Source organism: Curtobacterium sp. MCPF17_018 (assembly GCF_003234135.1).
GTDB lineage: Bacteria > Actinomycetota > Actinomycetes > Actinomycetales > Microbacteriaceae > Curtobacterium > Curtobacterium flaccumfaciens.
Genome location: NZ_QKSJ01000009.1, coordinates 1 through 25,455, shown reverse-complemented (window position 1 = coordinate 25,455; position 25,455 = coordinate 1). Strand labels below are relative to the sequence as shown.

Genomic DNA, 25,455 nt, shown 5'->3' with positions numbered 1-25,455 from the left:
CACGTGCGCCGGAGTTGCCTTCCGCCGAGGGGACGACCAGCACCTTGGAGGTTGACCATGAGCACACCCGACGACCGCACCCGACCCGACCTCGATGCCGCGCGGCGGGACGCAGGGACCGGGCCGGCGCACGACTCCGACGGCGCGACCCGAGCAGTCCCGGCGGAACGCGGCGCGACCCAGCGCGAGACCGTGCTCGAGCGCGAGAAGGAGGAGTTCTCCGGCTTCAAGTGGGGATCGGCCTTCTTCGGTTGGCTCACCGCGACGGGCACCGCCCTCATCCTGACGGCGATCCTCAGCGCGGTGGGCGCCGGGGTCGGCCTCGGCCAGAACGGCGGCGACGTCGACGACGCGGCGAAGGACGTGACCCGGAACGGTGACGTGGTCGGGATCGTCGGTGCGATCGCCCTGGCCGTGATCCTCTTCGTCGCCTACCTGTGCGGCGGGTACGTCGCCGGACGGATGGCCCGGTTCGCCGGTGCGAAGCAGGGCATCGCCGTGTGGATCTGGGCGGTCGTCATCGCCGTCGTCGTGGCGGTGGTCACCGCCGTCGCGGGGTCGCAGTTCAACGTCCTCGGCAACCTCAACAGCTTCCCGCGGATCCCGATCGACGAGGGCACCCTCACCGTGACGGGCATCGTCACGGCGGTCGTCGTCGCCGTCATCAGCCTGGTGGGGGCCGTCCTCGGCGGGATCCTCGGGATGCGCTACCACCGCCGGGTCGACCGCGTCGGCCTCGGCCGCTGAGCGCCGGCCGCCACGACCGCAGGACGGCACGTCAGCACGTCAGCACGTCAGCACGTCAGCACGGAAGGGAACACACCATGATCGACTCCACGAACCTGAACAGCGTCTTCGGCGCGCAGGTCACCGATCCGGACGGTGCCAAGGTCGGCACCGTCAAGCAGGTCTACGTCGACCAGCAGGACGGACACCCGCTCTTCGCGAGCGTCAGCACCGGGCTCTTCGGGCGGTCCGAGTCCTTCGTGCCGCTCGAGGGAGCCGACCTCAGTGGCGACGAACTCCGCGTGGCCTACGGCAAGGACCAGATCAAGGACGCTCCGCGGGTCGAAGGCGACGGCGAGCTCAGCGACGAGGAGCAGGACCGCGTCTTCGACCACTACGGGATCGGCGGCGGGCACCAAACCGGGCAGCAAACCGGGCAGCAGGACGGGCACCAAACCGGGCACCAAACCGGGCACCAAACCGGGCAGCAGGCCGGGCAGCAGGCACCGCAGGAGACAGCCCAGCAAGCCGACCAGCAGACCGGCGGGACCTCCGACGCGACCGATGCGACGACCGGTACCGACCCCGATCTGACGGCGGGCGCTGCCGGCCGCGACACGTCCGGATCCACCGGGCAGGGTTCGTCCGCGTCGACCGGGCAGGGCACGACCCGCTCGGCCGGACACGACACCTCGGGTCCGGACACCGACGACGCGATGACCCGCTCCGAGGAACGCCTCGAGGTCGGTACCGAGCAGGTCCCCGCCGGCCGCGTCCGACTCCGCAAGCACGTCGTCACCGAGCAGCAGAACGTCACGGTGCCGGTGCAGCACGAGGAGCTCCGCGTCGAGACGGAGCCGATCACCGACGCGAATGCCGGTGCGGCGCTCGACGGCCCGGCCTTGTCGGACGAGCAGCACGAGGTGACGCTGAACGAGGAACGCGTCGTCGTCGACAAGGAGACCGTCCCGGTCGAGCGGGTCCGGGTCGGCAAGGAGACCGTGACCGAGCAGCAGCAGGTCTCCGAGGACGTCTCCCACGAGGAGATCGACCTCGACCAGGACGGCACGACGCGTCGCTGAAGCGTCGCCGACGCGTTCTGGGACCGAGAACGGGAGAGCGGACGGACGGGAGGCGCGGTGCCAGCCGGCACCGCGCCTCCCGTCCGTCCGTGGCCCCGGGCCAGGGCCCCGCTCCCGCTGCGTCAGCCGGTCACGTCAGCCGGTCACGTCGCGGACGTGCGTGCCGCGCTCGGCCCTGGCGCGACCCGCTCGGACCCGTGCGCGGAACCGCTCGACGGGCACCTCGACGGCGTACGCGGCACCGATCGACACGATCACCACGGCGCCGACCAGGCCGACCGTGCCCCAGGGACCGATCGCGAAGGTGCCGAGCAGCGCGATCACCAGCGGGTGCCAGAGGTACGCCGAGTACGACACCCGGCGACCGAACCACGACACCGGTGTCCAGGCCAGGGCGGCCGACACCGGGGAACGCACCGAGACCAGCCCGCCGATCGCCACCGCCGCGATCAACCCGGTCAGCGGCAGCACGATGCCGAACGTCGACGCGTGCCGGGTCCAGTCGTCGTCGATCCAGAGCAGCACCCCGACCAGCAGCGCGAGACCGAGCCAGGTCGCCACGTGCCCGAGGACCCCGGCGGCCCGCACCCGCACCCGTTCGTCGTCGAGCAGCAGCGCCAGCCCGCAGCCGATCGCGAGCGGCACCACCCCGAGCACCGGCGAGAAGTAGACGTCGGGCGTGGCACCGCCGCTCGGGCTGCGGTAGCTCGCCCACGACGCCGCCGACGCCCCGACGACCAGGACCCCGAGCCCCGTCAGCAGCCAGCGGCGGCGGACCCGGAGTGCGGCGAGCAGGACCAGGACCGGCGGCCAGACCAGGTAGAACTGCTCCTCCATCGACAGGCTCCACGTGTGCGCGAAGACGCCCTGCGAGGTGTCCCAGAAGGCGCGGAACAGGTTGCCCGTGTAGGTCAGCGCGATGAACGCCGCTTCGCCGGACGACAGCGACGCGCCCTTGTAGTCACCGACCCAGTTCCAGAGGAGCAGCCCGACGACGACGAACGCGAGCAGCGCCGGGTACAGGCGGAGCAGCCGCTTCACCCAGAACGAGCCGAGGCGCACCCGCCCGGTGCGACGCCGTTCGCCGAGCAGCAGCGTCGTGATGAGGAAGCCGGACAGCACGAAGAACACCGTCACGCCGATGAAGCCGCCCTCGAACTGCGGCACGTGCAGGTGGTACAGGACGACCACCAGGATGGCGAGGGTCCGGAGTCCGTCGAGCGCGGGTGCACGGTGCGTCAGCGGGGGTGGTGGAGCCTGCGACGACCCGGCCCCGGCGTGCGCCGGGGTGGCCGTGGGGTGCTGTGGTTGCGCCTGCGTCGGCGCGTGGGTCAGCGTGGTCGTCGCCATGGTCCCTCCCCGCGCTGCTCGGTTGCGTGTCGCCGACCAGGGTCCTCCTCGCGGGTAAGAGGAGTCTCAACGAGCGGGGTGCACCAGGCTCGTCAGGGCATCGAGTCGCTCGTGCGCGATCGCGGCGAAGGGGCGGTCCTCGTCGGGTGCGATCCACTGGGCGAACGACAGGTGGAACACGGTGACCGCGGCCTCGGCGGCCATCGTCGCGACCGGCTCCGGCACCGCTTGCTTACGCAGGACCTCGCCGAGGCGGGCCTTCAGGGTGGCGAGCTTGCCGAGTTCCCGCTCGCCGAGGGCCGCGTTCGCGTCGATCACGTGCTGGCGCGCACGGGACCACCCCCGACGGTCCTCGGGGAAGAAGTCGGCGCTGGCGTCCAGCGCGAGGCGGATCAGCTCGAACGGCGCGGTGCCCTGGGGAGCGGCGGTGATCGGGTCGACGAACATGGCGAGGAATCCGTCCTGTCCCGCGAACAGCACCTCGGGCTTGTCGGCGAAGTGCCGGAAGAAGGTGCGCTCGGTGACCTCGGCCGCCGCCGCGATCTCGGCCACCGTCGTGCGGTCGTACCCCTGCTCGGCGAACAGCTGCAGGGCGACCGCCTGGAGTCGCGCGCGGGTGCCGGGTTGCCAACGAACCATCCCCGCAGTCTACTGATGACAGTGGCTGACATCGAGTGCTACGGTGATGTCAGTTCATGACATCAGGTTGTGAACACTGCGGAAGGGAACGCTCATGCACGTGTTCGTCACCGGGGCCTCCGGCTGGATCGGCTCACACACCGTCGACGACCTGCTCACCGCCGGTCACGTCGTCACGGGGCTCGCTCGCTCCGACGCATCGGCCGCGGCACTCGCGGCGAAGGGCGTCGAGGTGCTCCGCGGCGACCTCGACGACCTGGACGTCATCCACCGTGGTGCGGCCGAGTCCGAGGGCGTCCTGCACCTCGCCAACAAGCACGACTTCGCGAACCCGGCGGTGTCCGACGCCGCTGAACGTGCATCCATCGAGACGATCGGCGCAGCGCTCGCCGGCAGCGATCGTCCGTTCGTGTTCGCCGCCGGGGTCGCCGGGCTCGCCTCAGGGCGTCCGGCGACCGAGGCCGACCCCAACCCCTTCGTCGGTCCGGACGCTCCGCGCGGTGGCGGCGAGAATCGCGGCTTCGACTTCGTGGAGCAGCGCGTCCGCGCTGTCGCAGCACGCTTCAGCCCCACCACACACGGCCCGGGGGACCACGGGTTCGTCGCGTACATCGTCGCCACCGCCCGGCAGCACGGGGTCTCCGCGTACATCGGCGAGGGCACGAACCGCTGGGCCGCCGTGCACGTCGCCGATGCCGCCCGGCTCGTGCGGCTCGGCCTCGAGCAGGCGCCGGCGGGCACGCGGATGCACGCCGTGGCGGAGACCGGCATCCCCACCCGGGCGATCGCCGAAGCCATCGGCGAGGGCCTCGGGCTTCCCGTCGCCTCGATCGACCCCGCTGACGCGCCCGCGCACTTCGGGTTCATGGCGTCGTTCTTCGGCATGGACATGTCCGCCACGTCCGAGGCCACGCGCGAGCTGCTCGACTGGCGGCCCACCGGCCCGGGGCTGCTCCAGGACATCGCCGCCGGCGCGTACTTCGACGTCCGGGTGGCGTAGGACGGCTGACGTCGAACGACAGCGACGACGTCGTTCGTTGCACGCGCGCACTGTTGCGAAGCGCGCGCAGCGACAGTGTCGACGTCGCCCGACAGCGACATCGTCGTTCCGCGTCGGCCGGTCCCACGGTCCCGGCCACGCGTCGGCGCCAGCCCCGCGCACCACGCGCCGGCTGGGAGGCCCGTGGCCGGCCCGCACCGCGCCTCCAGGCCGCCGCGCCCCGTGTCCACGGCACGCAGATCGTGAGCAGGAACGGCCGGGTCCGACGTGCGGACCCGACCGTTCCTGCTCACGAAGCGAGCGCGCGAGCGACCTCGGCGGCTACTCGGCCTTCTGCAGCTGCCAGGGGTCCGGCTCGCGGTCGCCGTTCGGGCGCACCGGGCGCACGTCGCCGACGATCGGGATCGAGCGCTTCCGCATGAACCAGACGTAGCGCACGAAGAAGTGCGTCAGGGTCGACATCCGGTTACCGGCACCGAGCAGGCTCGTGATGTGCACGAACACCCAGGCGAGCCAGGCGACCGGGCCGACCATCGTGATCCCGCCGCGCAGCTGGGCGACCGCGGCGTTCGTGCCGATCGTCGCCATGGTGCCCTTGTCGAAGTACTTGAAGCGCTCGGTGGCCTTGCCCTCGAGCAGGCGCACGATCTGCCGCGCCGAGTGCCGTCCGCCCTGCAGCGCGGGCTGGGCGAGCTGGGCGAGGGCGTCGTCCTGCGCGGCGATGTCGCCGGCGGAGAAGATCCGTTCGGCACCCTTCACGCTCAGGTCGTCGTTCACCTGGATGCGGCCACCGTGGGTCTGCGGCAGGCCCCAGCCCGAGACCTCCTTGTGGGCGGCGACACCGGTCGCCCAGATCACCTGCGACGCGGCGATGAACTCGCCGTCCGCCGTCATCACGCCGTCGCGCTTGACCTCGGAGACGCCGGTGTTCAGCCGCAGCACGACACCACGCTTGCGCAGCACCTTGGCGGCGTAGCGGCGCAGGCGCGGCGCGAACGGCTTGAGCAGCTCGCCGCTGCGGTGCACGAGCGTGATCGAGATGTTGCCGCGTTCGATCTCCGGGTACGCGCCGACGAGCGCCTGGTCGCGGAGCTCGGCGAGCGCGCCGGCCATTTCGACGCCGGTCGCACCGCCACCGACGATCACGATGCGGATCTCGTCGGGGCCCTGGTTCGCCGCCGCTTCTTCGAGCCGGGTGAACAGCTCGTCGCGGATGCGGAGCGCCTGCGAGCGCGAGTACATCGAGTAGGCGTACTCGTACGCACCGGGGGTGCCGAAGTAGCTCGTATTCACGCCGTTGGCGAGGATCAGGTAGTCGTAGTGCAGGTGCTCGCCGTCGGACATCTCGGCGATGCGCTCGTCGGTGCGGATGCCGGTGAGCAGGCCGTGACGGAACTCGGCGTTCGACTGGCGGGCCCGGAGCGAGCGCAGGAAGTACGTCACGTCGCCGGCGTTCAGGCCGCCCGTCGCCACCTGGTACATCAAGGGCTGGAACATGTTGTAGACGTGACGGTCGACCAGGGTCACCCGGACCGGTGCGTCGGCGAGCTCGCGCATGGCGGCCACACCGGCGAATCCACCGCCGACGATGACGACGTGCGGGCGGGTGTCCTGGGTCATGCTTGCTCCGGTGTTCCTCGGGTGCGTGTGGTCACCCACGAGGGTACGCGCGGTTTGCCGGGGCGCATGACGGGTGGGGCCGGGAGGCCCGTGGTGCGTCCGTCAGGCGTCGAACCGCCCGTAGGTGTTCAGCACGTTCCCCTTGCTCGTCACGGTGCTGTCGACCAGACGCAGGCGCGTGGGCGGGTCGGTCGGTTCGAACAGTCGCCGGCCACGGCCGGCGATCGCCGGGTGGATCATGAGCTGCAGTTCGTCGAGGACCCCGGCGAACAGCAGGCTGCGGACGAGCGTGACACTGCCGCAGACGGCGATGTCGGCTCCCTCGCGCTGCTGCAGTCCGCGGACGAACGCGGGGACGTCGCCCGGGATCTGCGTGCTGTTCTGCCAAGTCAGGTCGCCGCCGAGCGTGGTGGAGGCCACGTGCTTCTCGATCGGGTTGATCCACTGCCCGAACGGGTCGTCCGCGTGGGCGGGCCACCACTCGGACCACTCCAGGTAGCTGTTCCGCCCGAGCAGCACGGTGTCGGTCCGGGCCATCCAGGCGCCCATCGCCGCACCGAGCTCGTCGTCGAAGCTGTCGTACTGGAACTCGTAGGGGTCCTGCACGACGCCGTCGACCGACGTGAACAGACCGGCAGTGGTCTTCCGCATGGAACGGATCGTACCCGCCGGTCAGCTCCCGGTGCCGTCGCCCGGGAACCGGTTCGTGCCGGGCACCTGGGTCGTCGACTGCGTCCGGTCCGCACCGATCGCGTGGCCGATGGCGAAACCGACGCCACCGCCGACGAGCAGTGCGGCGAGCCCGACGATCGCGGCGAGGAGCGGCCAGAACCACGGGGGCTTCGGGCCTGCGCTGCGCCGGTTGGCTGTGGCCCCGGCTCCGTACCAGGGGGTGGTGCCGTTCGGGGCGGTGGAGTCCCAGGCACCCGGGGTCCAGGCGCCGGCGTCCGCACGGTACTGCGGCTGCGGCTGCTGTTGTTGTTGCGGCGCGGGGGCGTCGAGCGTGGAGGTCGACGTCGGGGTCGGGGCGGCGCCCCAGCCGGTCGGCGTCGTCGCCCGGTCCACCGGGTGGGAGCCGTCCGGCTGGTGGTCGTTGGTGGGAGTGGTGTCGCTCATGTCAGGAGTGCACACGGCCCGGCTGTGTGCGGCCGATGACGAGGCTGACCCGGCGCTGCGAACCGCCGCGTAGCCTCGGCTCGTGCGCGCTGCTGTGGAGACCGTCCGGATCGACGGGTTGCCCGTGCGCCTGCACGCGATGGCGTCGCGGCAACCGGTCCGCGACGACACCGACCCCACCGTCGTGTTCGTCCACGGCATCGGGATGTCCCACCGCTCCTTCGCTCGGTCGCAGCGCGCCGTCGCCGCCGAGCACCACACGATCAGCGTCGACCTGCCGGGGTTCGGCTGGCTGCCCGCAGCCGGTCGACGGCTGTCGATCGAGGAGCTCGGCGACGTCGTCGTGCGGGCCGTCCGCCACCTGGTCGACGGCGACCTGGTGCTCGTCGGGCAGTCGATGGGTGCCCAGGTCGTGGTCGAGTCCGCCCGGCGCCACCCGGAGACCGTCGCCGCGATCGTGCTCGTCGGTCCGGTGATCGACTCCGAGCGGCGATCGCTCCCGCTGCAGGCGCTCGACCTGGGCCGAGACGGGTTCGTCGAGGGCGTCCGGATGAACGGCGTCCTGGTCACCGACTACGTGCGGAGCATGCGGCAGTACACGCGTGAGCTCGGGCCGATGCTCCGCTACCCGACCGAGCGGACGATCACCGAGGTGACGCAGCCCGTCCTCGTCGTCCGCGGCACCCAGGACCCGATCGCGCGGCACGACTGGTCGGCTCGGGTCGCGGCCGCTGCGCCGAACGGCACCTTCGTGGAACTGGCCGGCCCGCACCACGTGCAGGAACGGCAGCCGGACGCCTTCGCACGCCTCCTCGAGACGTTCCGCAGCGCCGAGCGCCTGGAGGGGCTGCGATGACCCGGCCGGCCACGTCGGGGACGGAGGCGGCGCGGACGGGGCGATCCGGGCCTCCAGGCCGTGTCCCGCTGGTGCGACGCGCGTGGTGGGCCGCACTCGACTGGGGGTACGCGGCGAGGTGGCAGGTCCGGAGCCTCGGCCCGACCACCGCGGACGACTACCGGACCGGCGCCGGGCAGCCCGTCGTCGTGGTCCCCGGCGTCTACGAGACCTGGCACTTCATGCGGCCGCTGATGGACGCGCTCCACGATCGGGGACACCCGGTGTACGTGCTGCCCGTCCTGCGGCACAACCTGCGGCCCGTGCCCGACTCGGCGCGCGAGGTGATCGCGACCCTGGAGGAGCAGGACCTGCGGAACGTGCTCGTGCTCGCACACAGCAAGGGCGGACTGATCGGCAAGTACGCGATGACGCAGCTCGACCAGCACGATCGGATCGACCGGATGGTCGCGGTGTCGACGCCCTTCGCGGGCTCGGTCTACGCGCGGCTCGCACCGGTTCCGCACCTGCGGGCGTTCCGGGCGGCCGACCCGGTGCTGGCGGGGCTGGCACGGGAACTCGACGCGAACGCGCGGATCACCTCGGTGTACGGGGTGTTCGACACGCTCATCCCCGAGGGCAGCGAGCTCCAGGGGGCGACGAACGTGCGGCTGCCGGTGGGTGGGCACTTCCGGATCCTCGGCGATGCGCGGACGCGGTCGGCGGTGCTGGCGGCGGCGGATCCGGGTGGGGGCTCCGGCGGCGGCGGCGGCTCCGGCGGTCTTTCGCGCTGAGCGACACTCCACGGGCGCGTGGCCGCGTGAGGTGTCGGTCAGCGTGAAACCGCGTCGGCCGCTCACCGGTCGGCGACACTCGCCCGCTCGACGATCCGGTGCGGCACGACGACGGTCCCCGGCGCGGCACCGCGGTCCGCGATCCGACGGGTCAGCAGGTCGAGCGCCGCCGTCGCGAACGCCCGACGGTCGAACGACACCGTGCTGAGCGACGGGATCGCGTACGCGGCGCCGTCGACGTCGTCGAACCCGATGACGCTGACCTGGTCCGGCACCCGGACGCCGCGGGCGGCGAGCACGTGCAGCACTCCGAACGCGATCGAGTCGGTGAAGGCGAAGACGGCGTCGGGCAGGGGGTGCTCGTCGAGCCAGGCCGCGAAGGCCGTCGCCGCGGAACTCGTGGTCCACGCCGGCAGCGGGACACGGAGCGACGGGTCGGGCGCGATGCCGGCGGCCGCGAGCGCGGCGGCGTACCCGCGTTCACGGAGCTCGCTGGTCGCGGTCGCTGCACCCTCGGGTGACGCCCCGACGATCGCGATGCGTCGGTGGCCGTGGGCGATGAGGTGTGCGGTGACCTGCTCGGCCGCCGAGCGGCTGTCGACGTGCACCTGGTCGACGTGCTCGGGCTCGACCTCGCCGATGACGACCGTGGGCGGCAGCCCCTCGGTCGAGGCCAGGACGCTCGCGCTGAGCGACACCGGGTTGAGGATCAGCCCGTCCACCAGGTGTGCGCGGGCACGGGAGACCAGTTCACGTTCGCGGGCCGGGTCGTTGCCGGTCTGCTCGAGCTGCACGACCCAGCCGCGTTCGCGGGCGAGTTCGACGAAGGACTGCGCGAGCTCGGCGGAGTACGCGCTGCCCATCTCCGGCAGTGTCAGCGCGATCGCTCCGGAGCGGCCGTTCCGCAGCCCACGTGCGGACAGGTTCGGCACGTAGTCGAGCTCGGCGACCGCCCGCTCGACGCGTTCACGGGTCTCCGGGCGCACGACCACGCCGCCGTTGACGACGTTGGAGACGGTCTTCGGGGACACCCCGGCGAGGGCGGCCACGTCCCGCACGGTTGCGCGCATCGGGACGAGCGTAGCGCGCGCGCTCCGGTGAGGACGCTCCCGGGCGGTACCCGGCTGGCCGCTGCGGCCGCTGCGACCGTTGCGGCCGTTGCGGCCGTTGCGGCCGTTGCGGCCACCTCAGCCGGCGACGGCGGCCTCGACCGCAGCGGTCACCTTCGGCTCCAGGAACGGCGCCATGGACCGCGCGTAGGTCTGCGTGACGTGCTGCACCTGTCGGTAGACGACGACGCCGCCGATGACCGAGGGGCAGGTGCCGTCAGCGCAGAACATCGCCGTGGAGTCGATCAGCGTGACGCCCGGCGTGGTCCGCGCGGCCTGCGCAACCGGGTCGTCGATCAGCGCGTCGGCCTCGGAGACGTCGCAGGCGGCGCCGTCACCGTGCTGCTCGACGCAGCTCGGCACGTCGGACACGCCGCCGATGCCCGGGTCGGGGTTGTCGCGCAGGGCCACGATGCTCGACCCGGCCTGCTGCAGGCGGACCCAGGTCTTCGCGTACTGGCCCGCCGCATCGTCGCGGACCTGGGGCGTCATCTCGTCGGCGTGCCGGATGATGCCGTGCGGCCACGGCGTGCGGGACATCGCGGCGACGAACACGACGTCGTACCGCTCCTGCTGCAGCCGCTCGAGGGTGTCGGCCTTCCAGGTGTTGCACGACGGGGTCACGAGTGCTCGGGTCATCGGACAGCCGGAGTGCAGGTAGGTGGTGAGGCTCCAGTGCTGCGCCTTCGCGATGAGCTCGAGGGACGGCACGTAGTTGGCGGCGTGGGAGTCGCCGACGATCGCCAGCCGCACGGTGCCGTCGGGGTCGCCGACCTCGCAGCCCCGGACCGTGGTGTCCTCGCCGGCGACCTGGCACCCGGCGCCGGACTGGTCGGCGAACGAGTCGGACGCCGCCTGCACCGGGCTGGGCGTGAGGTCGGCCGCGTCCACCTGCGGGCAGTCCGCCCCGGGCTGCATCGCTGCGGCACCGTGGCAGGCTCGGCTGGTCAGCGTGCCGTCCGCGGTGACGGTGACCCCGGTGGCGGCGCCCGTGGACTCCTCTCGCGCCACCGACCAGTACATGCCGGCGGCGGGCACGGCGACGACGAGCATGCCGGCGATCGCGAGCACCAGGACGCCGCGGTGCCGCGGGTGCCGCGCACGCATGCGCTCGCTGGAGAACGCGATCACGGGCTGCTCGATCAACCGGCGCGAGAAGTGCGCGAGGACGAGCGCGACGACGAGCACGATGCCCTTCGCCCAGAGCGGGGTCGCTTCGCCCGTCGGGGTCCCGATCACGAAGGGCATCACGATCAGCAGCGGCCAGTGCCAGAGGTAGAGCGAGTACGACACGTCCCCGAGCCACTGCACGGGTCGCAGCCGGTACAGGAACGCCGGGCTCCACGCGGGGTCGGGCATCCCGCCCGCGATGACGAGCGAGACCCCGATGATGGGGATGAGCGCCGTCCAGCCCGGGAACGGCGTCGACGCGTCGAACCGGAGCGCGGTCGTCGCGACCAGCACGAGGCCGGCCCAGCTCATCGCCGCCGCCAGCGCCGCGGGGATCCGGACGCGCTGCAGGCCGAGCCAGAGCAGGCCGCCCGCGGCGAACTCCCACGCCCTGGTCGTGGTGAGGAAGTAGGACGCGGGGGTGTGCGCCGTCGCCCAGATCGAGTACGCCAGCGACAGCACGAACACGATGCCGAGCGCGACGGCCATCGCCGGAGCGAGGGACACACCGTTCCGGCGTCGGCGCCGGTACCGCACGAAGGCGCAGAACCAGAGGACGAGCGGCCAGACGGCGTAGAACTGTTCCTCGGTCGACAGCGACCAGAAGTGCTGCACGATGCTGGCGTCGGACGCCAGGGCGGAGTAGTCGACGGCGTTGCCCGCGAGCGCCCAGTTCTCGACGTAGAGCGCGCTGGCGATGATCTGCTCGGTGAAGTCCTTCCAGAGCGTCCGGGGGACGAACACCGCGGTCAGGATCACGGTCACGAAGAGCGTCGCCATCGACGCCGGCAGGAGTCGCCAGGCGCGTCGAGCGTAGAAGGCCCGGAAGCTGAACCGGCCGGCCGCCAGTGGTTTCGCGATGTGCGCGGTGATGAGGAAGCCCGAGATCACGAAGAAGACGTCGACGCCGACGTAGCCGCCGGGCAGCACCTCGGGGAACAGGTGGTAGAGCACCACCGCCCCGATGGCGACGGCACGGACGGCCTGGATCTCGAGTCGCAGCGTCCTGGTGTCGGCTGCGCCGCCCGGACGGCGAGCGTTGTGACGGGCACGGTGGCGCGCGACAGGAACGTGTCGCGCTGCGCGCGCGGGCGCGACCGTCACGAGCTACCCCTTGCCTCACGGTGCGCGGTCCCTACCGCGCGCCCCGAACATACCGCCCGGGCCGCCACGACGCGAATCCGCCTCGCCTCCGAGGCCGCGGCTGACGCTGACGCCGATGTGGACGGCCACAGCGGACTCGCGCTGCGGCGCTCCGGCGTCACGCCGGGGTGACCGCCACCGTCCTGCCGGTCCGCACCGACTCCTGCGCCGCCAGCACGATCGACAGCGTCCGCAGCCCGACCCCGACATCGGGCTGCGGCTGCTCGCCGGACCCCACGGCCGCCAGGAACGTGCGGAGCATCGGCAGGTCGTGGTCGGGTCCGTACCGGAGCTCGATCGGCCGGCCCCCGACCGCGTCGAGTCCGCGAGCAGCCGCCCCGAAGAAGTCCACCGACACCGTGCCACCGGTCCCGGCGACGTCGAGCGTCAGCCCACCCCACACCGGCGACGTGTCCGGTCGGCTCCACGAGCAGTCGATCGCCGCGATCGTGCCGTCGTCGTACGTGATGGTCACCAGACCCGCGGTCTCGGCGTTCGCGCGGTCCGCGTGCAACACCCGGTTGGCGACCGCGGTGACGGACACCGGCGCCGCTCCGGTCAGCCCGTCGATCAGGTCGGCGACGTGCACGACGTGGTCGACGAGGGCGCCGCCTCCGCTGGACCGGACGTCGGTGAACCAGTGCCGGGCGAGCGGCAGCATGCCGTTGTTCGCGCCCCGGACCGAGAACACCCTGCCGAGTGCGCCGGAGTCCCGCGTCGCGCGCAGCCGGTCGAACGCCGGGGCGAAGCGCACCGGGAACGCCATCATGAGCAGCACCCCGGCGCGGTCCACCGCATCGCGGATGGCGAGGCCGTCCTGCCACGAGGTCGCGAGCGGCTTCTCGCAGAGCACGTGCGCCCCCGCTGCCGCCGCGAGCTCGACGTGCTCACGGTGCCGGGCGTTCTCGCTCGTGACGATCACCGCGTCCGGGCCCCAGGCGAGCAGTTCGTCGACGGAGTCCGCGTACCCGGCGCCGAGCGCGTGTGCCAGCTCGGCGCCGCGCAGGTCGCCGAGTTCCGTCCCCGTCGAGACGCCGTCCGGATCCGTGCCGCGCACCTCGACGTCGGGCATCGCCGCCAGGGCGCCGAGGTAGCTGATGGCGTGCGTGTGGGCGAAGGAGAGCACGCCGACCCGGAGCGTCACCGCGACACCTCCACCGGCTGGCCGGACTCGATCGAGGCGATCGCCGCGTTCGCGATCCGCACCGCAGCGACGCCGTCATCCACGCTGACCCGGGGCGGTGCACCGCCGTCGAACGCGGCGAGGAAGTCGGCGAGCTCCAGCGCGTACGGGTCGTCCGCCGGGTCGACCGTCGGCAGGAAGCCGTCCACGGAAGCCGGTGCCGCGAGGTCGCTCCGGGTGTCCTCCTCTGCCCGGGACGAGTGCGACAGGCTGCCGAGCGTCCCCGTCACCGAGTACTCGGTCGTGAAGGCGAGGTGCTGCGGCCCCCACAGCCCGGCGACGTGGCTGATCGCGCCCGACTCGTGCGTGAGCAGGACGTGTGCCGCCTCGACCGGCTCCGCCTCGGAGCCCGCGCGGACGCTCACCGCCGACACTCGGGTCACCTCGCCCGCCACCCAGCGTGCGATGTCGAGGTCGTGGATCATCTGGTCCATCACGATCCCGCCCGACAGCGCGCGGTCGCCGAACCAGGGGACGTGGGTGGGGAAGGCGCCGGACCGCGAGAACCGCAACACCGCCAGGTCGCCCAGGAGGCCCGTGGTCGCGGCCTCGTGCAGGCGCGCGTACGCGGGGAACCAGCGCACCACCTGGGCTGGGTAGAGCTGGACGCCTGCGTCCGCAGCGCGCGCCGCCAGGTCCGCCGCGTCCGCGTCGGTCCGGGCCAGGGGCTTCTCGGAGACGACGTCCTTGCCGGCCGCGATCGCCGCACGGACGACCTCGGCGTGGGCGTGCGTCGGGACCACCACGTCGACGACGTCGACCCCGGCGAGGAGTTCGTCGAGGCTGTCGGCGACGGTGATCGTGCTGCCCTCGGCCCGGGCGGTGTCGGTGAACGCGGCGACGAGTTCGTGTGCGCCCTCGCGAGCGTGCACCACCACGTCGCCCAGACGGAGCAGCCCGGGCAGGTGGGCGACGGAGATGCCGCCCGCGCCGACGAGCCCGATGCGTTTGCGGGCGAGGGACTCCGACTGCGACGTCATGGGGTCAGCGTAGGAGACGCCGGGAACGACGGGCTGGTCAGCGGGGTCCTGCCACGCCGACCAGGTTGCCCGCCGGGTCGTGGAAGTGCCCGATCGTGACACCGCCGCCCTCGTTGCGCTGCGCCGGCAGGACGACGGTGCCGCCGAGTTCCTCGACCCGCTTGAGCGCCGCAGCGACGTCCTCGACCCCGACGTAGAACAGCGCGCGGGCGGCGAACCCCGGGCCACCGCCGATGCCGCCCGCGACCGGCCCGGCGCCCGGCACCGGTTCGAGGAACGAGTACGAGGACTGGTCGGAGACAGCTGCGGCGACCGGGGCGCCTGCGGGGAGTCCCAGCCGAAGAGCGCGGCGTAGAAGGCCCGCAACCGGTCGGGGTCGAGGCCGATGAGTTCGACGTGCACCACTGCGTTCGTCATGCGCGCCGTTCTACTCCGACCGAGGCCCTGAGGTCAGCCCAGCCAGCCAGGGTCGGCGAAGAGCTCCTCGAGTTCGCGCAGCAGTCGGGTCGTGTGGAAGCCGTCGGCAGCAGCGTGGTCGACGTGCAACGCCAGCGGCAGCAGCGTCCGGTCACCAGCGGCCCGGTACCCGCCGAGCGTGATGATCGGCAGCAGGTGGTCCCAGCCGTCGCGCACCTGCAACGAGAAGCCGGTGAACGATGCTCCCGGCAGGGTCGAGACGTCGAAGACGTTGCCGGGCCGGTCGTCCTGCGGGAACATCCGGGTGTCGTCCCGGTACTGCGCCATCGTCGACACCGCAGCGTCGTGGAACGTCTCGAAGTCGTCGTGGTACGGCACGACGAGTGCGGAGAACGTCTCGGTGTCCGGGTGGAACACGGTGAACATCGGGTGGACACGGTCCCACACGGCGGGGGAGCCGTCGTCCAGCAGCTGCATCCGGAACTCGTCGTGCCGGTTCACCACGGTCGCGATGGCCCAGAGCTGCGACGCGTAGGTCCGACGGCCGGTCGCTCGGACGCGCTCGACGAAGGCGGTGACGTCGAGTTCGACGGTCACCTCGTACGCGCACGGCACGCGGTGCCGGTAGTGCTCGAAGTGCTCCCGGCGGGGCCACTGGTCGACGTCGATCGCCCGGAGTTCGGTCATGGCTCCACCCTCGTGCGGGATCGCTTCCCTACGGTGGAGCCATGCCGACGCTCGAACGTGTTCCCGCCCTGGTCGCCACCGGATTCCTCGCGATCCCCGTCGCTGAAGCCCTCGTCGCGTTGCCGACCGAGGTCGTCATGAAGATCGAGGGTGCCCCGATCGACGCCGACCTGGCGGACACCGCAGCATTCTCGGAGGCGTACGGCTACCCGCTGGCCGGCGGCGCCAACTGCATCGTCGTCGCGGGCAAGCGCGGCGACGAGGTCCGCTACGCCGCCTGCGTCGTCCTGGCATCGACCAAACTCGACGTCAACCGGGTCGTGAAGCAGCTGCTCGACGTCCGCAAGGCGAGTTTCGCCCCGATGGACGAAGCGGTCGAGCTGACCGGCATGGAGTACGGCGGCATCACCCCCATCGGGCTGCCGTCGTCGTGGCCGCTCTACATCGACGCGCGGGTCCTCGACGCCCCCGAGGTCGTCATCGGCGCCGGCCGTCGCGCCGCGAAGCTGTTCCTGCCCGGCGCCGCACTCACCGCGCTGCCGAACGTGACCGTGGTCGAGGGTTTGGCGACCGAACCGGTCAGTCCGACGGCCGGATGAGGCAGAACGGGTGCCCCGCGGGGTCGAGGTAGACGCGGAACGTCTCCGTGCCCGACCCCGTGGCCGTCGCACCGATCGCGAGCACCGCGGCCTCGCCGTCGTCCAGGTCGTCGACCTTCACGTCGAGGTGGCTCTGCTGCGGCACCGCTTGCCCGGGCCACTCCGGCGCCCGGTAGTCGTCGACCTGCTGGAACGCCAGGATCGGACTGTGGTCGGTGAACGGGAGGGCGAGCTCCGCCCAGTCCTCGTCGAAGCCGACGATCTCCCCGCCGAGCAACTCGGCGTAGAAGCGGGCGAGGGCGCGGGTGTCCGGGCAGTCCAGGACGACGACGTCGAGTGTGCCGATCATGGCCGACACGGTAGACCCATCAGCGTGCGGCGATCAGGGCCTTGGTGATCCGCTGCAACGAGACGGTCTCGGCGGTCCCGAGTTCCTGCGCGAACAGGCTGAGCCGGAACTCCTCGAGCATCCACCGAGCGTGCACGAGTTCCGGGTGCGCCCCGACCGCGGGCGGGAAGGTGCCGCCGGCATCGGTGTAGCGGTCGGTCGCCACGGTCACCTCGCGCATCCAGGTCGCGTCGCGTCCGGGGTTCTGCAGCAGCTTCTGCACGCGCGCCTCGATGCCCTGCAGGTACACGCGGATGCGGCGCAGCCGGTCGAGCCCCGCGACGGCGACGAACCCGGGGAACACCAGGCGCTCCATCTGCTGCCGCATGTCGCTGAGGGCGGCGAGCAGCGACATCGAGTTCGCCTGCTTGAGTGCTCGTTCGGCGGAACGCTGCGCGGCCAGGACGGCCGCGACCTCGGACACCGCGGTGAACATCGTGTCGACGACGGAGGCCGACACGGCATCGCGGACGGACTCGAACTCGGCCTTCGTGAAGACGAGGCCGTCCGGGTGTGCCCGACGGATACCGGCGTCGACCACGGCGGCCAGCACGTCGTCGAACAGCGCGGCGGTCGACGGGTAGGGGCTGGCGGCGAGCGCGAGCTTCTCCTGCGCGGTCAGGTGCGACTGGATGTACGACACGGGCGACGGCACCGCGTGCATCACCAGACGGCGGACCCCGGCGGGCATCCGGACGACGCGGTCGGAAGGGGTGGCGAGCAGCTGCACGCCGACGGTCGCCTTCGGACCCGTGCCTTCTTCGACCAGGGACGGGTACGCGCGGATGACACCGCCGGCCTGCTTGGTGTCGAGGGTCTGCGGCAGGTCCTGGTCGGGCCAGGTGGTGAGTCCGGACTGTTCCAGCGGGCGACCGGCGCCGGCAGATGCGACGCGAGCCGCGCCTCCTGGCCGTCCTGCGCCCTGCACCGTGGCGGAGGCGACACTCTGCCGGGTGCGGTCCTCGAGCTTGGTCTGCAGGGCCGACAGGTCCTTGCCGGTCTCGACCCGGCGACCACGCTCGTCGACCACGGCCCACGTCGGCAGCAGGTGCGCGGGGACACGGGACAGGTCGAAGTCGGACTCGGAGACCGGCACGTAGGTCATGCGCTGGATCGCCTTGGCGAGGGTGGCGCGGAACGACTCCGTCGGCTCGGTCGGGGCGTCGTCGGGCAGCTCGGCGACGATCTTCTCGGCCCAGTCGGCAGCGGGCACGACGTTCTTGCGGATCTGCTTCGGCAGCGACTTGATGAGCGCGGTGACGAGTTCTCTCCGGAGGCCGCGCACCTGCCAGTCGAAGCCCTCTTCGCGCATCCGGGGCAGGAGCGCGAGGGGGACCTGCACGCTGACGCCGTCGTCCTCGGCGCCGGGCTCGAAGCGGTACTTGATGGCGAGACGCTGGTCGCCGCTCCGCCACTGGGTCGGGTACTCCACGTCGTCCTCGGCCGCCTCGGCCGCTGATTCGTCCAGCAGGTCCGAACGGCGCATCGTGAGCAGGTCCGGCTGTTCACGGCGAGTCGTGCGCCACCAGCCCTCGAAGTCGCGGGTCGTGGCGACGTCGGCCGCGATGCGGGCGTCGTAGAACTCGTAGACGTTCTCGTCGTCGAGCAGGATGTCCCGGCGGCGGGTGCGTTCCTCGAGCTGCTCGAGTTCCTTGCGGAGCTTCCGGTTGGCGCGGTCGAAGGCCTGCTGCGAGTCCCACTCGCCCTCGACCAGGGCGTGGCGGATGAAGAGCTCACGGGAGTGTTCCGGGTCGATCCGCGAGTACTGCACGCGGCGGCGCTGCACGATCGGGACACCGAACAGGGTCACCCGCTCGTAGGCGACGACCGCGCCCTGCTTCTTCTCCCAGTGCGGCTCGCCGTAGGTGCGCTTGAGCAGGTCCCCGGCGAGCGGCTCCACCCAGGCGGGATCGATCCGGCCGACGGTCCGGGCGAACAGCCGGCTGGTCTCGACGAGTTCAACGGCCATCACGGCGTCGGGCTGCTTCTTCGCGAGCACGCTGCCCGGGAAGACCACGAACCGGGTGTTCCGGGAGCCGAGGTAGTCGCGCTTCTCGCGGTCCCGCAGCCCGATCTGACTGAGGAGTCCGGCGAGCAGTGCCCGGTGCACGGCTTCGCCGTCGTCGGAGCGGGACTGCCCGACTCGGACGTCGACCTGCTTCGCGGCACGGGAGAGCTGCCGGTACAGGTCCTGCCACTCGCGGATGCGCAGGTAGTTCAGGAACTCGGCCTTGCACAGCCGACGGAACGCGCTCGACGAGAGTTCCTCCTGCTGGTCCTCGATGTGGTTCCAGAGGTTCAGCAGGGTCAGGAAGTCGCTCGTCGGGTCGGCGAAGCGGGCGTGCAGCTGATCGGCGTGCGCACGCTTCTCGAGTGGGCGTTCGCGGGGGTCCTGGATGCTCAGGGCGCTGACGATCGCGATGACCTCGCGTCCGACGCCCTGCCGTCCGGCCTCGAGCACCATCCGACCGAGCCGGGGGTCGATCGGCAGCCGGGTCAGCTGTCGCCCGGACTTCGTGATGCGGCCGTCCTTGTCGACGGCACGGAGCTCACGGAGCAGGTCGAGGCCGTCCTTCACGCCCCGGCTGTCCGGCGGCTGCAGGAACGGGAACGACTCGATGTCCCCGAAGCCGAGCGAGATCATCTGCAGGATGACCGCGGCGAGGTTCGTGCGGAGGATCTCGGGGTCGGTGTACTCGGGGCGTCGGCCGAAGTCGTCCTCGGAGTAGAGCCGGATCGCGATGCCGGCACTGGTGCGGCCCGCTCGACCGGAACGCTGGCTGGCGCTGGCCTGCGAGATCGCCTCGATCGGCAGGCGCTGCACCTTGGCCCGCGGGGAGTACCGCGAGATGCGTGCCGTGCCCGTGTCGATCACGTACTTGATGCCGGGCACGGTCAGCGAGGTCTCGGCGACGTTCGTGGCGAGGACGACACGACGGCGGATACCCGGGGTGTGCCGGCGCTCGAAGACCCGGTGCTGGTCGGCAGCGGACAGGCGGCCGTACAGCGGCAGGACCTCGGTGCCCGGGTAGCGCTTGCCCTCGATCGCGTCCTGCGCGTCGCGGATCTCGTTCTCGCCGGACAGGAACACGAGCACGTCGCCCGGGTCCTCCTGCGCCAGCTCGTCGAGGGCGTCGGTGATGCCCTGCAGGGTGTCGCGGTCGTCGGCGGCGTTGCCGCTGTCACCGGTGCGGGAGTCCGACTCGTCGTCGGCGTCGTCGTCCTGGTCTTCGGCGACGAGGGGGCGGTACCGGATCTCGACCGGGTAGGTGCGGCCGGACACCTCGATGATGGGGGCGTCGTCGAAGTGCTTCGAGAACGACTCCGGGTCGATCGTCGCGCTCGTGATGATGAGCTTCAGGTCGGGGCGACGGGGGAGCAACCGCTTCAGGTAGCCCAGCAGGAAGTCGATCGTCAGGGACCGCTCGTGCGCCTCGTCGATGATGATCGTGTCGTACCGCTTCAGGTCGCGGTCGAAGTGGATCTCGTTCAGCAGGATGCCGTCGGTCATCAGCTTCACGCGGGTCTCGGAGCCGACCTTGTCGGTGAACCGGACCTGGTAGCCGACGAGCCCACCGAGCTCCCCGCCGCCCAGTTCTTCCGCCACCCGCTCGGCGATGGTCCGCGCCGCGATCCGGCGGGGCTGGGTGTGCCCGATGTGCTCACGACCGAGCTCGAGGCAGATCTTCGGCAGCTGTGTCGTCTTGCCCGAGCCGGTGGCCCCGGCGACGATGACCACCTGGTTGTCACGGATGGCAGCCGCGATGTCGTCCCGCCGCTGCGAGACCGGCAGTTCGGGCGGGTACGTGATGACGGGCAGCGGAGAAGACATGAGCATTCCAGGATACAGGCGCGCCGGGCGGGAGGGGCGTCAGGCGATCTGCTGGGCCAGGGCGTCCGCCGACCGGGAGGGTAGTTCGCACACCCGGTCGTGGCAGACGTACGCGGCAGGGTCGAGCACGTCGCGTCCCTCGAACAACGAGAACCCCGCCTCGGCCCAGTCGCGTGCCTGCTCCGGCGTGGTGGTGGCGACGACCGTGCCGGGGCGACGAGCACGGTGTGCCACGGCCCGCATCGGGTCGTCGGTGCCGCTCGTGACGACGACGATCTCGCGCGACGGCCGTTGCAGGGCGAGGGCGACACCGAGGGCATCCGCGTGACCGAGGGGTCGCTCGGTCCCGGTGCGGGCGCGGTCGGCGACGAGTCGTGCCGCGGCGACCCGCAGTGCCTCGTCGCCCGTCAGTGCCCCGAGCGTCGCGGCGGCCGACGCCAGCGCCACAGTGCCGGACCGCATCGCGGTCTGCGGCTGTTCGCCCGTGGCGGTCCCCGCGGAGGCCAGCACCGGGTCGACGTCGAAGCGCTCGGCCAGGCCGTCGTCGACCAGCGAGCGTGCGACGGTCGCGTAGGAGACCTCGCCCGTCACCAGGGCCAGTTCGAGCAGCCCTTCGGCGAGCAGTCCGACGTCCTCGACGGTGGCCGGGGCGGAGGACGCCCCGCGCGGTGTGCTGGACCGCACTGTCACGTGGCCGTCCTGCACGTGGGCGGCGAGGACGGCGTCGGCCGCACTCCGCGCGAGCGCGACGAGTTCTGGATCGCCGTGCCGCGCGCCGGCGATCGCGAGCCCCCGGATCGCCAGGCCGTTCCAGCCCGTGAGCACCTGGTCGTCCAGCGGTGGCGGGTCGAGCTGGGCGCGCTCGGCGACCGGTCGGCGGTACCACTCACCCTCGACCCGACGGCCGTCGATGGTCGACTCGCTGTCCTGCGCGGCGACGAACGCCCCGTCGGCACGGCGCAGGGTGTCCCGGAGGAAGTCGGCGATGCCGCGGGCCTGCTCGGCACCCGCGACCGCGAGCAGCCCTGCGTTGTCGTAGAGCATCCGTTCGTAGTGCGGCACGCTCCAGTCGCGCCTGGTCGCGTACCGGAAGACGCCGCCGTCTGCGTCGGTCAGCTCGGACGCGCGGATCGCGTGCAACGACCGGTCGAGCAGCCCGTCGGCCTCGGCGTCGCCGTCGGCCGCCGCGTCGGCGAGGAACTCGAGCAACGGCGTGCTCGGGAACTTCGGCGCGCCGCCGAAACCGCCGTAGGTGGTGTCCTCTGCCCGGGACAGCTGGTCCGTGACGGCCCGGATGGCGTCCTCGGACGGGAGGCCCGGGTCGGCTCCGGCACCGCCGTCGCCCGATCGGGTCGCTGCGTCCGCCACGGCGCCCTGCCGGATCGCCGTCGCGATGGCCGAGGCGTTCGCGTCGACCTCGTGCCGACGCTCGGTCCAGGCGTCGAGCACCGCGGCCAGGATCTGCCGGAACGCCGGGACCTGCCCGACGGGAGTGGGCGGGAAGTACGTCCCCGCGAAGAAGACGTGGCCGTCGGGCGTCAGGAACGTCGTCAGCGGCCAGCCGAGCTGTTGCGTGAAGGCACTCGCCGAGGCCATCAGGCTCGCGTCGACGTCCGGGCGTTCTTCGCGGTCGACCTTCACCGACACGAAGTCCCGCCGGAGCAGCTCGCCGATCTCCGGGTCGGCGAAGCTCTCGCGCGCCATGACGTGGCACCAGTGGCACGTGGCGTACCCGACGGACACCAGCACCGGGACCCCGCGCTCGCGCGCTTCGGCGAACGCCTCGGGACCCCACTCGCGCCAGTCGACGGGATTGTCGGCGTGCAGACGCAGGTACGGGCTGACCGAGGTGCCGAGGCGGTTGTCGTTCATGGCTCCAGCGTGCCCGCCCGCGACTGGGCGGACCGCCGCCCGGGGACATCTGTGGACGGGACGGCCGCTCTGCACAGGCCGTGCGGGGAGATCAGCGCTCGAGCCACCCCGTGATCGACGCGAGCCGTGCGGCCACCTGGGCGGGGCTCTGGCCGTCGGTGTCCACCCGGGCGACCGTGCCGGCGGTGGCCGAGTCGAGCCTCCCGGCCGTCCGCGTGCTGTGCGCGAGCTGCGCCTGCGGGACGGCACCACCCGCTCGTCGAGCGAGCCGGTCGGCGGTCGTGTCGTCGGATGCGCGGAGCAGGACGACGCTGACCAGCGGATCGTCGCCCATCGCTGCAGCGAGGCGCTCGTGTTCGAGCACGGACACGGTGTTCGTGTAGACGAGTCGGTGGTGACCGATCGCCCGGTAGCCGGCCCAGATCATGGCCAGGTTCCGCTGGGCCAGGTGCGGCTCGGGGTGTTCGACGTGCGGTGCCGGGTGGGCGAGGTCGAGCAGGTCGCCCTCGATCACCGCGTGCCGGACGTCCGCAGCGACGAGCATGTCGTGCAGTGCCTCGGCCGCCGTGGACTTGCCCACACCGGAACGTCCGCCGACGAACAGGACCTCGGACCGGAGCACCGTGTCAGCCCAGGTTGAGGGACAGGAGTGCGAGTGCGGCGTCCTCGGGGCCGTAGTCGAACATGTGGTCCCAGAACGGGTCGTCGCCCCAGGGGACGTCGCCGTCGGCAGGCGTGGCGTGGGCGGTCTCGACCAGCCATGCCAGTTCCGGGGCGACGGCGGCCTGGAACTCCGGCGGTTCCCACCCCAGGGCACGTGCTGCCGTGGTGTCGAGGACGAACGGCGACGGCGACGACCAGGGCGTGCCGCCCACGAAGGCGGGCGCGTCCTCGTCGAGCAGGACCTCGTCGAACCGGTGGTCCAGGTGTCCGGCGATCGTGCGGACGATCTCGAGCACGGTCGGGGCGGAGGCGTCCGCCACGTTGAGGATCCGGCGGTCCGGTGCGTCCGCCACGAGTCGGACGAGCGAACCGATGCCGCTCGCCGCCGTCGTGTGGTCGATGCCGCGGCCGTGGTCGGCGAGCAGGATGCGTTCCCGGCCGTCGAGCGCGCGGCGGACGACGAACCACTCCCGCGGGCGGCCGATGCCGACGCCGTACACCTTCGACGGGCGGAGCACGGTGACCGGGGCGCCGTGGTCGAGCAGGACCTGTTCGGCCGCCACCTTCGCGGCGCCGTACCCGTCACGACTCGTCGGGTCGCCGTCCCCGGCGGTGACCGTGGGCTGGATCTCGGTGACCGCGCCGCCGAACACCGGCTTGTCGAGCGAGTTCGCGTGCCGGCCCTGCTCGTCGGCGTAGACGGCCTTGGACGAGACGAAGACCGTCGAGCCGACGTCGTCGAGGAACGGCAGGAGCTGCTGGGCGTCGTCGCGCGTCACACCGACGGTGTCGACGAGCAGGTCGGCTCCGGGGCGGAGCAGGTCACGCAGGACGGAACGGTCGCGCCGGTCGCCGGGGACGAACGTGGCCCCGGAGGCCGTCAGACTGTCGGCGACCGGGCCACCGCGTCGGGCGACGAGGTCGACCTGCCAGTCGTCGCCGCCACGGCCCGAGGCGTCGAGGAGCGCACGTACGACGGCCGAGCCGATCCCGCCGGTGCCGCCGAGGATGACCGCGCGTCTGGTGCTCATGGTGCAACGGTAGTGCGGTGTCGGCCGTTCGCCGTCGGTCCTCGGCTGTCCGTCCTCGGCCGTCGGCCAGGCGCGGCCGCCGTTCCGCGACCGGTTCCGTCAGGAGGCGAGTTGCTCGTGCCGCCACCAGTCGGCCAGCGAACCGTCGTAGACCTTCACCCGGTCGTGCCCGAGCACCGTCAGGGCGAGGGCGTCGACGCACGCGGCGCTGCCCACCCCGCAGTACGTGACGATCTCGTCGGCACCGATCACGTCGGCGAAGGCCCGCTCGAGTTCGGCACCGCGCAGGTACGCGTTCGTCTCGGGGTCCACCAGGGTGTCCGCCGTGATCGGGGTGCTGCCCGGCACGATCGGCGGGTGGTCGTCACCGAGGGCGGCCCAGGGCGCGGCGAACACCAGTGACGCCGGCTCTTCGCCGGAGACGGCACGGGTGACGCGGTCGTGGTCGGCCCAGAGCGCACGTTCTTCGCCGGCCAGGAACGCATCGGCATCGGGATCGGACGGCGCCGCGGGCGTGCGCAGTGCGCCCACGCGCACCGGGCGGCCCTCGTCGCGCCACTTCGTGAAGCCACCGTCGAGGACCGCGACCGAGTCGAAGCCGAACGAACGGAAGATCCACCACAGGCGCGCCGACCACTCGCCGACGCTGTCGTCGTAGACCACGACGGTCGACGTGTTCGTCACGCCGAGCTGTGCCGCGGCCACCTCGAAGCGCTCGGCGCCGGGGCGGGTGAACGGGACGTCGGCGTCGGCGGCGGAGAAGTCGTCGATCAGGTCGGCGAAGCGGGCGCCGGGCACGTGGCCGCGCTGCTCGTGGGCGTCCCGCCCGGGGAGCCAGGTGGTGCCGAACCCGGCCCCGACCGTGTGCACCGAGGCGTCGAGCACGACGAGCTCGTCAGCACCGAGGTGGTCTGCGAGCCACTGCGTCGACACGAGTGGTGAGGTCAGGACGGGGGCCATGCCGCACACCATAATCCGCACCCCTGACGTGGACCAGAGTCGTGGACACACGGCGCAACCGGGGGTGAGGGTGGGGTGCATGCGTGGGCATTGATCGACGATGCACCAGTCGTTCGACGAGTGGTCTGTCGGAACATGCGCGGGCATCGAGTGCGTGCGCATCCATCGACGATGCACGCGTTGTTCGACAGGTGGATCGTCGTGAAACGGGTGCAGCCGCCCCACCGCCAGCCGCCCCACCGCCCTGTCGCTTATACAC

At 72.0% G+C, this 25,455-nt stretch carries 23 protein-coding genes; 6 read left to right on the top strand and 17 right to left on the bottom strand.

Going from position 1 to position 25,455, the window contains the following annotated elements; genetic code table 11:
- Positions 1-57: 57 nt before the first annotated feature.
- Entirely contained in the window at positions 58-747 is a 690-nt protein-coding gene (locus DEJ27_RS11525; protein ID WP_181430142.1) for a hypothetical protein, read from the top strand.
- 77 nt (positions 748-824) lie between these two features.
- A complete protein-coding gene (locus DEJ27_RS11520; protein WP_111090959.1) occupies positions 825-1,808 on the top strand; it encodes a DUF2382 domain-containing protein in 984 nt (327 codons plus the stop codon).
- 135 nt (positions 1,809-1,943) lie between these two features.
- On the opposite strand, the gene DEJ27_RS11515 is transcribed toward DEJ27_RS11520, so the two are convergent.
- Both DEJ27_RS11515 and DEJ27_RS11510 read right to left on the bottom strand, forming a co-directional pair.
- A complete protein-coding gene (locus DEJ27_RS11515; protein ID WP_111090958.1) occupies positions 1,944-3,158 on the bottom strand; it encodes an acyltransferase in 1,215 nt (404 codons plus the stop codon).
- 66 nt (positions 3,159-3,224) lie between these two features.
- Positions 3,225-3,797: a TetR/AcrR family transcriptional regulator gene (locus tag DEJ27_RS11510; protein WP_111090957.1), complete on the bottom strand. Its 573-nt coding sequence runs from the start codon at positions 3,795-3,797 to the stop codon at positions 3,225-3,227.
- A 94-nt stretch (positions 3,798-3,891) separates the two neighbouring features.
- Between DEJ27_RS11510 and DEJ27_RS11505 the strand changes: the two genes are divergently transcribed.
- Positions 3,892-4,797, top strand: coding sequence for an SDR family oxidoreductase (locus DEJ27_RS11505; RefSeq protein ID WP_110860857.1), 906 nt, complete (start codon positions 3,892-3,894; stop codon positions 4,795-4,797).
- 321 nt (positions 4,798-5,118) lie between these two features.
- Here DEJ27_RS11505 and DEJ27_RS11500 read toward each other — a convergent pair whose 3' ends face one another.
- From DEJ27_RS11500 to DEJ27_RS11490, 3 genes are all read right to left on the bottom strand, one after another.
- The gene (locus DEJ27_RS11500; protein ID WP_111090956.1) at positions 5,119-6,417 is read right to left on the bottom strand and encodes an NAD(P)/FAD-dependent oxidoreductase; all 1,299 of its coding nucleotides are present in this window, start codon (positions 6,415-6,417) and stop codon (positions 5,119-5,121) included.
- A gap of 102 nt (positions 6,418-6,519) precedes the next feature.
- On the bottom strand, positions 6,520-7,068 hold the full coding sequence (locus DEJ27_RS11495) for a dihydrofolate reductase family protein (protein ID WP_111090955.1): 549 nt from the start codon (positions 7,066-7,068) through the stop codon (positions 6,520-6,522).
- Between the two features lie 21 nt (positions 7,069-7,089).
- Positions 7,090-7,533, bottom strand: coding sequence for a hypothetical protein (locus DEJ27_RS11490; RefSeq protein ID WP_111090954.1), 444 nt, complete (start codon positions 7,531-7,533; stop codon positions 7,090-7,092).
- 82 nt (positions 7,534-7,615) lie between these two features.
- Here DEJ27_RS11490 and DEJ27_RS11485 point away from each other — a divergent pair, with 82 nt between their 5' ends.
- Both DEJ27_RS11485 and DEJ27_RS11480 read left to right on the top strand, forming a co-directional pair.
- Positions 7,616-8,389 (top strand): alpha/beta fold hydrolase, encoded by a 774-nt coding sequence (locus DEJ27_RS11485; RefSeq protein ID WP_146244686.1) that lies wholly within the window; start codon positions 7,616-7,618, stop codon positions 8,387-8,389.
- A 71-nt stretch (positions 8,390-8,460) separates the two neighbouring features.
- Positions 8,461-9,162 carry a triacylglycerol lipase gene (locus DEJ27_RS11480; protein WP_110860848.1) on the top strand — a complete coding sequence of 234 codons (702 nt, stop codon included), beginning with the start codon at positions 8,461-8,463 and terminating at the stop codon, positions 9,160-9,162.
- A gap of 62 nt (positions 9,163-9,224) precedes the next feature.
- Here DEJ27_RS11480 and DEJ27_RS11475 read toward each other — a convergent pair whose 3' ends face one another.
- The 6 genes from DEJ27_RS11475 to DEJ27_RS11450 all read right to left on the bottom strand — a co-directional run bounded on the left by DEJ27_RS11475 (position 9,225) and on the right by DEJ27_RS11450 (position 15,851).
- Positions 9,225-10,232 carry a LacI family DNA-binding transcriptional regulator gene (locus DEJ27_RS11475; protein WP_110860846.1) on the bottom strand — a complete coding sequence of 336 codons (1,008 nt, stop codon included), beginning with the start codon at positions 10,230-10,232 and terminating at the stop codon, positions 9,225-9,227.
- A gap of 117 nt (positions 10,233-10,349) precedes the next feature.
- A complete protein-coding gene (locus tag DEJ27_RS11470) occupies positions 10,350-12,545 on the bottom strand; it encodes an acyltransferase family protein (RefSeq protein WP_111090952.1) in 2,196 nt (731 codons plus the stop codon).
- A gap of 157 nt (positions 12,546-12,702) precedes the next feature.
- Positions 12,703-13,728, bottom strand: a complete 1,026-nt coding sequence (locus tag DEJ27_RS11465) for a Gfo/Idh/MocA family protein (protein WP_111090951.1) — start codon at positions 13,726-13,728, stop codon at positions 12,703-12,705.
- Positions 13,725-14,747: a Gfo/Idh/MocA family protein gene (locus DEJ27_RS11460; protein ID WP_110860840.1), complete on the bottom strand. Its 1,023-nt coding sequence runs from the start codon at positions 14,745-14,747 to the stop codon at positions 13,725-13,727. Before DEJ27_RS11460 ends, DEJ27_RS11465 begins: the two co-directional genes overlap by 4 nt.
- A gap of 37 nt (positions 14,748-14,784) precedes the next feature.
- Positions 14,785-15,012 carry a VOC family protein gene (locus DEJ27_RS17770; RefSeq protein WP_181430141.1) on the bottom strand — a complete coding sequence of 76 codons (228 nt, stop codon included), beginning with the start codon at positions 15,010-15,012 and terminating at the stop codon, positions 14,785-14,787.
- A gap of 185 nt (positions 15,013-15,197) precedes the next feature.
- Positions 15,198-15,851, bottom strand: a complete 654-nt coding sequence (locus DEJ27_RS11450; protein ID WP_111090950.1) for a CatA-like O-acetyltransferase — start codon at positions 15,849-15,851, stop codon at positions 15,198-15,200.
- Positions 15,852-15,892: 41 nt separating this feature from the next.
- On the opposite strand from DEJ27_RS11450, the gene DEJ27_RS11445 reads away from it, so the two are divergent.
- Entirely contained in the window at positions 15,893-16,450 is a 558-nt protein-coding gene (locus tag DEJ27_RS11445; protein WP_071246993.1) for a YbaK/EbsC family protein, read from the top strand.
- Here DEJ27_RS11445 and DEJ27_RS11440 read toward each other — a convergent pair.
- The 6 genes from DEJ27_RS11440 to DEJ27_RS11415 form a co-directional block, all read right to left on the bottom strand.
- Complete coding sequence (locus tag DEJ27_RS11440) at positions 16,431-16,799, bottom strand: VOC family protein (protein WP_111090949.1); 369 nt, start codon at positions 16,797-16,799, stop codon at positions 16,431-16,433. The two genes, DEJ27_RS11445 and DEJ27_RS11440, sit on opposite strands and share 20 nt — an antisense overlap.
- A 19-nt stretch (positions 16,800-16,818) precedes the next feature.
- Complete coding sequence (gene hrpA / locus DEJ27_RS11435; protein ID WP_111090948.1) at positions 16,819-20,670, bottom strand: ATP-dependent RNA helicase HrpA; 3,852 nt, start codon at positions 20,668-20,670, stop codon at positions 16,819-16,821.
- Positions 20,671-20,709: 39 nt separating this feature from the next.
- On the bottom strand, positions 20,710-22,542 hold the full coding sequence (locus DEJ27_RS11430) for a thioredoxin domain-containing protein (protein WP_111090947.1): 1,833 nt from the start codon (positions 22,540-22,542) through the stop codon (positions 20,710-20,712).
- A 91-nt stretch (positions 22,543-22,633) separates the two neighbouring features.
- Positions 22,634-23,164 (bottom strand): AAA family ATPase, encoded by a 531-nt coding sequence (locus DEJ27_RS11425; protein WP_111090946.1) that lies wholly within the window; start codon positions 23,162-23,164, stop codon positions 22,634-22,636.
- 4 nt (positions 23,165-23,168) lie between these two features.
- Positions 23,169-24,236, bottom strand: a complete 1,068-nt coding sequence (locus DEJ27_RS11420) for an NAD(P)-dependent oxidoreductase (protein WP_111090945.1) — start codon at positions 24,234-24,236, stop codon at positions 23,169-23,171.
- A 99-nt stretch (positions 24,237-24,335) separates the two neighbouring features.
- A complete protein-coding gene (locus DEJ27_RS11415; protein WP_181420083.1) occupies positions 24,336-25,196 on the bottom strand; it encodes a sulfurtransferase in 861 nt (286 codons plus the stop codon).
- Between the last annotated feature and the right edge of the window lie 259 nt (positions 25,197-25,455).

Coding starts and splice junctions, on each gene's coding strand:
- DEJ27_RS11525 (WP_181430142.1), top strand. CDS start 58: ATGAGCACACCCGACGACCGCACCCGACCCGACCTCGATGCCGCGCGG.
- DEJ27_RS11520 (WP_111090959.1), top strand. CDS start 825: ATGATCGACTCCACGAACCTGAACAGCGTCTTCGGCGCGCAGGTCACC.
- DEJ27_RS11515 (WP_111090958.1), bottom strand. CDS start 3,158: ATGGCGACGACCACGCTGACCCACGCGCCGACGCAGGCGCAACCACAG.
- DEJ27_RS11510 (WP_111090957.1), bottom strand. CDS start 3,797: ATGGTTCGTTGGCAACCCGGCACCCGCGCGCGACTCCAGGCGGTCGCC.
- DEJ27_RS11505 (WP_110860857.1), top strand. CDS start 3,892: ATGCACGTGTTCGTCACCGGGGCCTCCGGCTGGATCGGCTCACACACC.
- DEJ27_RS11500 (WP_111090956.1), bottom strand. CDS start 6,417: ATGACCCAGGACACCCGCCCGCACGTCGTCATCGTCGGCGGTGGATTC.
- DEJ27_RS11495 (WP_111090955.1), bottom strand. CDS start 7,068: ATGCGGAAGACCACTGCCGGTCTGTTCACGTCGGTCGACGGCGTCGTG.
- DEJ27_RS11490 (WP_111090954.1), bottom strand. CDS start 7,533: ATGAGCGACACCACTCCCACCAACGACCACCAGCCGGACGGCTCCCAC.
- DEJ27_RS11475 (WP_110860846.1), bottom strand. CDS start 10,232: ATGCGCGCAACCGTGCGGGACGTGGCCGCCCTCGCCGGGGTGTCCCCG.
- DEJ27_RS11460 (WP_110860840.1), bottom strand. CDS start 14,747: ATGACGTCGCAGTCGGAGTCCCTCGCCCGCAAACGCATCGGGCTCGTC.
- DEJ27_RS11450 (WP_111090950.1), bottom strand. CDS start 15,851: ATGACCGAACTCCGGGCGATCGACGTCGACCAGTGGCCCCGCCGGGAG.
- DEJ27_RS11445 (WP_071246993.1), top strand. CDS start 15,893: ATGCCGACGCTCGAACGTGTTCCCGCCCTGGTCGCCACCGGATTCCTC.
- DEJ27_RS11440 (WP_111090949.1), bottom strand. CDS start 16,799: ATGATCGGCACACTCGACGTCGTCGTCCTGGACTGCCCGGACACCCGC.
- hrpA (WP_111090948.1), bottom strand. CDS start 20,670: ATGTCTTCTCCGCTGCCCGTCATCACGTACCCGCCCGAACTGCCGGTC.
- DEJ27_RS11430 (WP_111090947.1), bottom strand. CDS start 22,542: ATGAACGACAACCGCCTCGGCACCTCGGTCAGCCCGTACCTGCGTCTG.
- DEJ27_RS11420 (WP_111090945.1), bottom strand. CDS start 24,236: ATGAGCACCAGACGCGCGGTCATCCTCGGCGGCACCGGCGGGATCGGC.
- DEJ27_RS11415 (WP_181420083.1), bottom strand. CDS start 25,196: ATGGCCCCCGTCCTGACCTCACCACTCGTGTCGACGCAGTGGCTCGCA.